General features: G+C 72.5%; 4 protein-coding genes and 2 pseudogenes. 4 read left to right on the top strand and 2 right to left on the bottom strand.

From position 1 onward, the window contains the following. Positions 1 to 21: 21 nt before the first annotated feature. The gene (locus tag EAO73_RS26890) at positions 22 to 1,194 is read right to left on the bottom strand and encodes a cellulose-binding domain-containing protein (RefSeq protein WP_147974167.1); all 1,173 of its coding nucleotides are present in this window, start codon (positions 1,192 to 1,194) and stop codon (positions 22 to 24) included. A gap of 381 nt (positions 1,195 to 1,575) precedes the next feature. Here EAO73_RS26890 and EAO73_RS26895 point away from each other — a divergent pair, with 381 nt between their 5' ends. The 4 genes and pseudogenes from EAO73_RS26895 to uca all read left to right on the top strand — a co-directional run. Then, positions 1,576 to 2,559: a polysaccharide deacetylase family protein gene (locus tag EAO73_RS26895; RefSeq protein ID WP_147974168.1), complete on the top strand. Its 984-nt coding sequence runs from the start codon at positions 1,576 to 1,578 to the stop codon at positions 2,557 to 2,559. Between the two features lie 165 nt (positions 2,560 to 2,724). After that, on the top strand, positions 2,725 to 3,459 hold the full coding sequence (locus EAO73_RS26900) for a GntR family transcriptional regulator (protein ID WP_147974169.1): 735 nt from the start codon (positions 2,725 to 2,727) through the stop codon (positions 3,457 to 3,459). A gap of 80 nt (positions 3,460 to 3,539) precedes the next feature. Beyond that, on the top strand, positions 3,540 to 5,195 hold the full coding sequence (locus tag EAO73_RS26905) for a purine-cytosine permease family protein (RefSeq protein WP_147974170.1): 1,656 nt from the start codon (positions 3,540 to 3,542) through the stop codon (positions 5,193 to 5,195). Between the two features lie 30 nt (positions 5,196 to 5,225). Beyond that, positions 5,226 to 8,042 (top strand): annotated as a pseudogene (gene uca / locus EAO73_RS26910) (urea carboxylase); the annotation flags it as partial. A gap of 36 nt (positions 8,043 to 8,078) precedes the next feature. Here the strand turns inward: uca and EAO73_RS37375 are convergent. Further along, positions 8,079 to 8,207, bottom strand: a pseudogene (locus tag EAO73_RS37375) (hypothetical protein); the annotation flags it as partial. Between the last annotated feature and the right edge of the window lie 30 nt (positions 8,208 to 8,237).

An 8,237-nucleotide genomic window follows, 5' to 3' on the forward strand; every position in this document is an offset into this window, starting at 1 on the left:
CATTCGACGGGCCGCAGCCCGTCAGCAGCCGACCGGCGAGGAGCCGACGGCCACGTCGTCGAACCACAGGGTGTCGTCGCCGGTGCCGTAGCTCTCCCAGCCCAGCCGGAGCGCGGTGGGCCTCGGCGGCGTGGTCCGGGACAGCCACTGGTCGTCGATGTCCCGCGTCGGCACACCGTCGGCGTGCAACCCCGGCACCTGCTCGTCGTCGAGCCACGTGTCGAGCCCCGGGGCCGAGGTGTCGACCGCGAACCGCAGGCACTGCCACGTGCCCGTGGGCAGCGGCCTGCTCAGCCCCACCCCGGTCGGACTCTGCGCCGGGAGCGTCGCGTCGTCGCTCTCCCGGTTCCATTGCAGGGCGCCGTTCTGCCCGCCGATCCGGAGCGCCTTGCCGCCCTGGGAGCTGTCGGGCATGGACACGAAGGCGACGTGCGCCGCCGGGAGCGCCGTGGTGTGCCGCACCCACATCCGTACGTACAGCACCGGCCCGACCGACGAGAGGTCGGCGGTGGAGGCCACGAAGGCGTGGTTGCAGTACCCGGCCTTCCCGTCCAGCCGCAGCGACCGCGTGCCGCTGTGCGCGATGTCCGTATCGACGGCGGCCGTGCCCGTGCCCTGGCAGTCGGGCGCGGTGAACTTCCAGTCCCCGGCGGGCACGGAGCCGGCCTGGTTCTCGAAGTCGTCGCAGACGACGGCGCCACCGCACTCCGCGGACGGCGGGGTGGTCGGCGGCGTCGTGGGAGGCGGTGTGGTCGGGGGCGTGGTGGTGTCACCGCCGCAGGAGACCCCGTTGAGGGCGAAGCCGGTGGGTACCGGGCCGCCCGCCCCGGAGGTCCCCTGGACCCCGAAGCCGACCGTGCCGCCGGTCGCCAGAGCCCCGTTCCAGGCCGTGTTGACGGCGGTCACGGTGTGGCCGGTCTGGGTGACGGCCGCGTTCCACGCCGAGGTGACGTGCTGGTCGCCTTCGTACGTCCAGGTCACCCGCCAGTCGCTGAGGGCCGGGCCCGCGTTGGTGACCCGCAGTTCGGCGGTGTAGCCGCCGGTCCACTCGTTGACGGTGTAGTCGACCTGGCATCCGGACGCGGCGGCCGAACCGCTGGCGGGCACGGCGACGAGCAGCGAGAGAGCGAGCGCGCATACGGCGCCGGCGGCGGTCCAGGCTCTGCGCGCCAGTCGCGGGACGGGAATGGGCATGTGCGCCTCCTCGGGTGGGGAACCATGGGGACGTTCATGAATGGGAGCGCTCCCACCCATAAGAACGAACTTGACTGCCCACTGTCAATACGCAGTCGCCCCGGGGCCCGGCCGGCCTGCCCGGGATCCCGAAAGTTTCGACTGCAACCTATCCGTCCGCACGTAACAGCAGGCCCGCCCCACGAGATCGACACCCCGTCAGCCCCCAGAGAACTCCCCTGAGCTGCAGTGTGATCCCACCCGGGCCGCACACCATGCCACCGATGCTTTCGAAAGATATGCCGAAACCATTGACAGCACAGGAGGGCCACCAAAAACTCCGGGGCAGGACTGGCCGCGCCCCCGTTGCGGCCGGATCACCCCTCACCGGGAGGACCCTCCATGCGTCTGCGTCCCCAGCGCCGCCCCGCCGCCCTGGCCGCCGGTCTCGCGATCACCGCGGCGAGCTCCCTGGGTCTGACGGCCACCGCCGCCGCCCCGGCACAGGCCGCCACCTGCACCGGCTATGTGGGTCTGACCTTCGACGACGGCCCGTCCAACGACCACACCCCCGCCCTGCTCAACGCCCTGAAGCAGAACGGTCTGCGGGCCACGATGTTCAACGAGGGCCAGTTCGCCGCCTCGTACCCGGCCCAGGTGAAGGCCCAGGTCGACGCGGGCATGTGGGTCGGCAACCACAGTTACACCCACCCTCACCTCACCCAGCAGAGCCGGGACCAGATGGACTCGGAGATCTCCCGCACCCAGCAGGCCGTCGCGGCGGCCGGCGGCGGGACTCCCAAGCTGTTCCGGCCGCCGTACGGGGAGACCAACGCGACCCTCAAGGCGGTCGAGGCCGCGTACGGCCTCACGGAGGTGATCTGGGACGTCGACTCGCAGGACTGGAACGGGGCGAGCACCGACGCGATCGTCCAGGCGGTGTCACGGCTCTCCGACGGGCAGGTCATCCTGATGCACGAGTGGCCGGCCAATACCCTGGCCGCCATCCCCCGCATCGCCCAGTCGCTCGCCTCCCGCGGCCTCTGCTCGGGCATGATCTCGCCGCAGACCGGGCGGGCCGTCGCGCCCGACGGCGGAAACGGCGGGGGCGGGAACACCGGCGGCTGCACGGCGGCCCTGTCCGCCGGTCAGCGGTGGGGCGACCGCTACAACCTCAACGTCTCCGTCACCGGCGGCGCCGACTGGACCGTCACCCTGCGCCTCCCCGCACCCGAGAAGGTCCTCACCACCTGGAACATCAGCGCCTCCTACCCCAGCGCCCAGGTCCTGACCGCGAAGCCCAACGGCAGCGGCAACAACTGGGGCGTGACCATCCAGAGCAACGGCACCTGGACCTGGCCGACGGTGTCCTGCGCCACGGGCTGACCACCGGGCGCACATCAGGTCGGCCACGGCTAGGACGCCCCGCGCTTCCGCTCGGCGCAGGGCGTCCTTCGCCATGTCCGCTGCGACCCAGGTGAGTTGACCGAAACGCGTCGTTCACGCCGTCGTGGCCTTCGGTGAAACAACCGGTTCCTAGCGTCTCCGCTCATGGATTCGACGCTGTATACGCCTCCGGACACCGAGCGGGACACCGGCACGGCACCCGCGCCCCCGCTGCGCGAGCTGGTCTACGGGCAGCTGCGCGCGGCCGTGCTCGACGGTGAGTTCGGGCCGCGCGAGCGGCTGGCCGAGATGCGGCTCGCCGCACGGTTCGGCGTGTCACGGACCCCGGTGCGCGAGGCCCTGGCGCGTCTCCTCGCGGACGGTCTGATCGAACGCGGCGACGGCGGCTTCTTCGTCACGATCCCCAACCTCACCCAGCTGCGCGACCTGTACGAACTGCGGGTCACCCTGGAGCTGCGAGGCATCGCCCGCGCCATCGATGCCCCCTCCGTCCGGCATGAACCGACGCTGCTGAAGGCCGAGTTGGAACGCTGGTACGCCATGCGCGACCGGCCCCCGGACCCCGACCCCCGCTTCGTCGTCCAGGACGAGCGCTTCCACGCGGAGCTGTCCCGCGCCTCCGGGAACCCCGCCCTGACGGACGCCCTCGTGGCCGTCAGCGAACGCATCCGCCGGGTGCGGATGTACGACTTCCTCACCCGGGACCGGGTGGAGACGACCATCACCGAGCACATCGAGATCATGGAGGCCGTCCGTGACGGACGCCTCGACGACGGCCACCGCGCCCTGCACGCCCATGTCGGCGACTCCATGGCCGTCGTACTCGAACGGGCCCAGCGCGCCATGACGCAGATGGCCCTGCACGCCGACCGCCTCTGAATCCCGCGGCGGCTGCCGCCCGCCCCGCCCGTCCTCAGCACGGCCTTCCCTCCGCCCACCGCTCCCCGAAGGGCTTGCCCATGAGTACGACCGAGTCACGCACGACCTCCACCCCACCGAACACGCCCAGCAGCCGGGCGACGAGCGAGACCCTGGAGGACTACACCCTCCGCTTCGCCCCCCGCAGTTACCGCCGCTGGACCCCCGCGGTCGTGGCCACCACCGCCCTCGGCGGAATCGCCTACATGGCCGACTTCTCCATCGGCGCCGGCATCGGCCTCGCCCACGGCACCGGGAACGCGCTGGTCGCGATCGCGGTGGCCGCCGTCGTCATCTTCACCACCGGTTTCCCGCTGGCGTACTACGGCGCCCGGTACAACCTGGACCTCGACCTGATCACCCGCGGCTCCGGCTTCGGGTACTACGGCTCGGTCCTGACCAGCGTCATCTTCGCCAGCTTCACCTTCATCTTCTTCGCGCTCGAAGGCTCGATCATGGCCCAGGGCCTCGAACTCGGCCTCGGACTTCCGCTCTGGCTGGGCTATCTGGTCTCGACGCTGATGGTCATCCCGCTGGTGATCTACGGGATGTCGGCGCTCAGCAAGCTCCAGGTGTGGACGACCCCGATCTGGCTGCTGCTCATGGTCGGCCCGCTGGTCTATCTGGTCGCCACCGACCCCGGCACGGTCGACCGGTTCCTGTCGTACGCCGGAACCGACGGCAAGGGCGGCCTCGACACCGCGTCCGTGCTGCTGGGCGCCGGTGTCTGCCTCTCCCTCATCGCGCAGATCGGTGAGCAGATCGACTACCTGCGCTTCATGCCGCCGAAGACCGACGCCAACCGGCGCACCTGGTGGACCGCCGTGGTCATGGCCGGTCCCGGGTGGGTGGTGCTGGGCGCGCTCAAGCAGGCCATCGGTGTGTTCCTCGCGGTGTATGTGATCGCCGAGGTCGGACCGGCCGCCGCGCCCGAGCCGATCCGGCAGTTCCGGGGCGCCTTCGACGCGATGCTGCCGTCCTGGCTGGTCGTGCCGCTGGCCGTGGTCCTGGTGGTCATCAGCCAGATCAAGATCAACGTGACCAACGCGTACTCCGGCTCGCTCGCGTGGACCAACTCCTTCACCCGGGTCACGAAGCACTACCCCGGCCGGCTGGTCTTCGTCCTGGTCAACCTCGGCTTCGCGCTCGCGCTGATGGAGGCCGACATGTTCAGCTTCCTCAACGACATCCTCGGCTTCTACTCCAACTGCGCCATCGCCTGGATCGTCACCGTCGCCACCGACATCGGCGTCAACAAGTACCTGCTGCGGATCTCGCCGCTCCGTCCGGAGTTCCGGCGCGGCATGCTGTACGCGGTCAACCCCGTCGGCGTCGTCGCGTTCACCGCCGCGTCCGGGCTGTCGATCGCGATGTACTTCCACGCCCTGGGTGACACCCTCCAGCCGTACTCCCCCGTCGCCGCCGCCGTCATCGCCTTCGTCCTGACCCCGATGGTCGCGGTCGTCACCAGGGGCCGGTACTACCTGCGCCGCACCGACGACGGCCTGGACGAGCCGATGCTCGACGCGGACGGCAACCCGAGCGCGGTGACCCTCGACTGCCACGTCTGCCACCAGTCGTACGAACGCCCCGACCTCGCCGCCTGCGCCACCCACGACGCGCTGGTCTGCTCGCTCTGCCTGAGCACCGACGGCGTCGGCGACCACGTGCTGCCCGCCCAGCCGCCCCTCGCCTGAACCCCGGCCCCGTACCGAGGAGTTGCCGTCATGTTCGACACCCTGCTCATCGCCAACCGCGGAGAGATCGCCTGCCGTGTCATCCGCAGCGCCGAGGCCCTCGGCCTGCGCACGGTGGCCGTGTACTCCGACGCCGACCGGACCGCCCCGCACGTCCGCATGGCCGACGAGGCCGTGCGCCTCGGCCCCGCCCCCGCCGCCGAGAGCTACCTGCGCGCCGACGCGGTCCTGGAGGCGGCGCTCGCCACCGGGGCCGGCGCGATCCACCCCGGCTACGGATTCCTGTCCGAGAACACGGCGTTCGCCGCCGCCGTGGAGAAGGCGGGCCTCGCGTTCGTCGGCCCCACGCCCGCCCAACTGGAGGTCTTCGGCGCCAAGCACACGGCACGGGACGCGGCGCTCGCGGCGGGCGTGCCCCTGCTGCCCGGCAGCGGGCTCCTCGCCGACGAGGAGGCGGCAGTGCGCGCGGCGGAGCGGACCGGCTACCCGGTGATGCTCAAGGCGACCGGCGGCGGAGGCGGCATCGGCATGCAGGCGTGCGCCGGGCCCCGGGAGCTGCGGGACGCCTTCGCCAGGGTGTCGCGCCTGGCCCGGGGCAGCTTCGCCGACGGCGGCGTCTTCCTGGAGCGGTACGTGGAGCGCGCCCGCCACATCGAGGTGCAGGTCTTCGGCGACGGCGCCGGCTCCGTCATGGTGCTCGGCGACCGCGACTGCTCCCTCCAGCGCCGCAACCAGAAGGTGCTGGAGGAGGCCCCGGCGCCGCACCTTCCCCCACACGTGCGCGCCGGACTCCACACCGCGGCCCGGGAGTTGTGCGCCTCGGTGGACTACCGCTCGGCGGGCACGGTCGAGTTCGTGTACGACCCGGTGCGCGAGGAGGCGTACTTCCTGGAGGTCAACACCCGCCTCCAGGTGGAGCATCCGGTGACGGAGGAGACCCACGGCATCGACCTGGTCGCCTGGATGCTGCGGCTGGCGCGCGGCGAGAGCGGCTTCCTGGAGGAACCGCCCGCCCGGGGGCACGCGGTCGAGGCGCGGATCTACGCGGAGGACCCGGCCCGGGACCACCGGCCCAGCTCCGGCCTGCTGACCCGGGTCGCCTTCCCCGCCGGCGTGCGGGTGGACGGCTGGGCGGAGACCGGGCAGCACGTCTCCTCCGCGTACGACCCGATGCTCGCCAAGGTCGTCGCGACCGGTGACACCCGGGCGGAGGCGTTCGCCCGGCTGGCCGAGGCCCTGGACGGGACCGTGGTGGACGGGGTGGAGACCAACCTCGGGCTGCTGCGCGCCGCCTGCCGCGAGCCGGTGGTGCTCGACGCCCGGCACACCACGGCCACCCTGGCCGGACTGCGCGATCCCCGGCCGCGCATCGACGTGGAACGCGGAGGTGCCCAGACCACGGTGCAGGACTGGCCGGGGCGCACCGGCTACTGGGAGGTGGGCATCCCGCCGGGCGGCCCGATGGACGACCTCTCGTTCCGTCTCGGCAACACCGCCGTCGGCAACCCGGAGGGCGTACCCGGTCTGGAGTGCACGCTGGAGGGGCCCGCGCTGCGCTGCTCCGCGCCGGCCGTCGTCTGCGTCACCGGCGCCCCGGCCACGGTCACCGTCGACGGGCGCCCCGCAGCCATGTGGGAACCGCTCGATCTCGCCGCCGGCCAGCTGCTGGACGTCGGTACCGCCCAGGGCCCCGGGATGCGCACCTACGTCCTGGTCCGGGGCGGTCTCGATGTCCCCGCCTACCTGGGCAGCGCGGCCACCTTCGCCCTCGGGGCCTTCGGCGGCCACGCGGGCCGTGCCCTGCGCACCGGTGACGTGCTGCGGCCCGCCCGCCCCGCGCCGGACGCCCCGGCTCCGGCCCCCGTGGCGGCGGGCGCACGTCCGCACTTCACCGCCCACTGGCGTATCGCGGTGAGCGAAGGGCCGCACGCCGCACCGGACTTCCTCACCCGTGCCGGCATCGAGACGGTCTACGGGACGCACTGGAAGGTCTCCGCGCAGTCGGCGCGCACCGGTGTGCGTCTCGTCGGGCCCCGTCCCGAGTGGGCACGGCCGGACGGCGGGGAGGCGGGGCTGCATCCGTCCAACGTGCACGACACCGCGTACTCCGTCGGCGCGGTCAACCTCACCGGCGACACCCCGGCGATCCTCGGCCCCGACGGGCCGAGCCTGGGAGGTTTCGCCTGCCCGGTCACCGTCGTGCGCGGCGAGCGCTGGAAGACCGGGCAGCTGCGCCCCGGCGACACCGTCCAGTTCGTCCCCGTCACCGAGCAGACCGCCGACGCCCTGCGCCGGACCCCCGCGCTGCTCACGCTGCCGGCCCCCGGCGGCCCGGACGGCGACGACGGCGTGCTCGGCCGGCGCCCGGCCACCGACACCGCCCCGGAGGTCACGTACCGGCGGGGCGCCGACGACAACATCCTCGTCGAGTACGGACCCATGACGCTCGACCTGGGCCTGCGGATGCGCGTCCACGCCCTCGCCGAGCACGTGCGGGCCCTCGCCCCGCGCGGGCTGGTCGACGCCACTCCGGGCGTGCGCTCACTGCATCTGCACACCGATCCGGACGTGCTGCCGCTGCGCACCCTGCTCGGTCTGCTCCGGGAGGCCGAGGAGCAGTTGCCGGCCACCGCCGAGCTGACCGTCCCGAGCCGGGACGTTCACCTGCCCCTGTCGTGGGACGACCCCACCGTCGACGAGGCCATCGACCGCTACGCCGCGTCGGTGCGCGGCGACGCGCCCTGGAACCCGTCCAACATCGAGTTCATCCGCCGTATCAACGGCCTGGACAGCGTCGAGGACGTACGCCGTACCGTCTTCGACGCCCGCTATCTCGTCCTCGGCCTCCCGGAGCAGACCGAGCAGGGTGCGCAGCGGCAGCACGTCCGGATCGGTGTGCAGATGCAGTGAGCGCACGCCCGGAGTGGCGTCGACCAGCCCGCGCGGGGCGAGGGCCCGCACGTGCTCGGCGAGGGCGTGGACGCGCATCCGCAGGCCCAGGTCGAGCGTCATGGGTCCGTACTCGACGAGGATGTTGTCGTC

The sequence above is a fragment of the Streptomyces sp. col6 genome (genome assembly GCF_008042035.1).
Classification (GTDB): domain Bacteria; phylum Actinomycetota; class Actinomycetes; order Streptomycetales; family Streptomycetaceae; genus Streptomyces.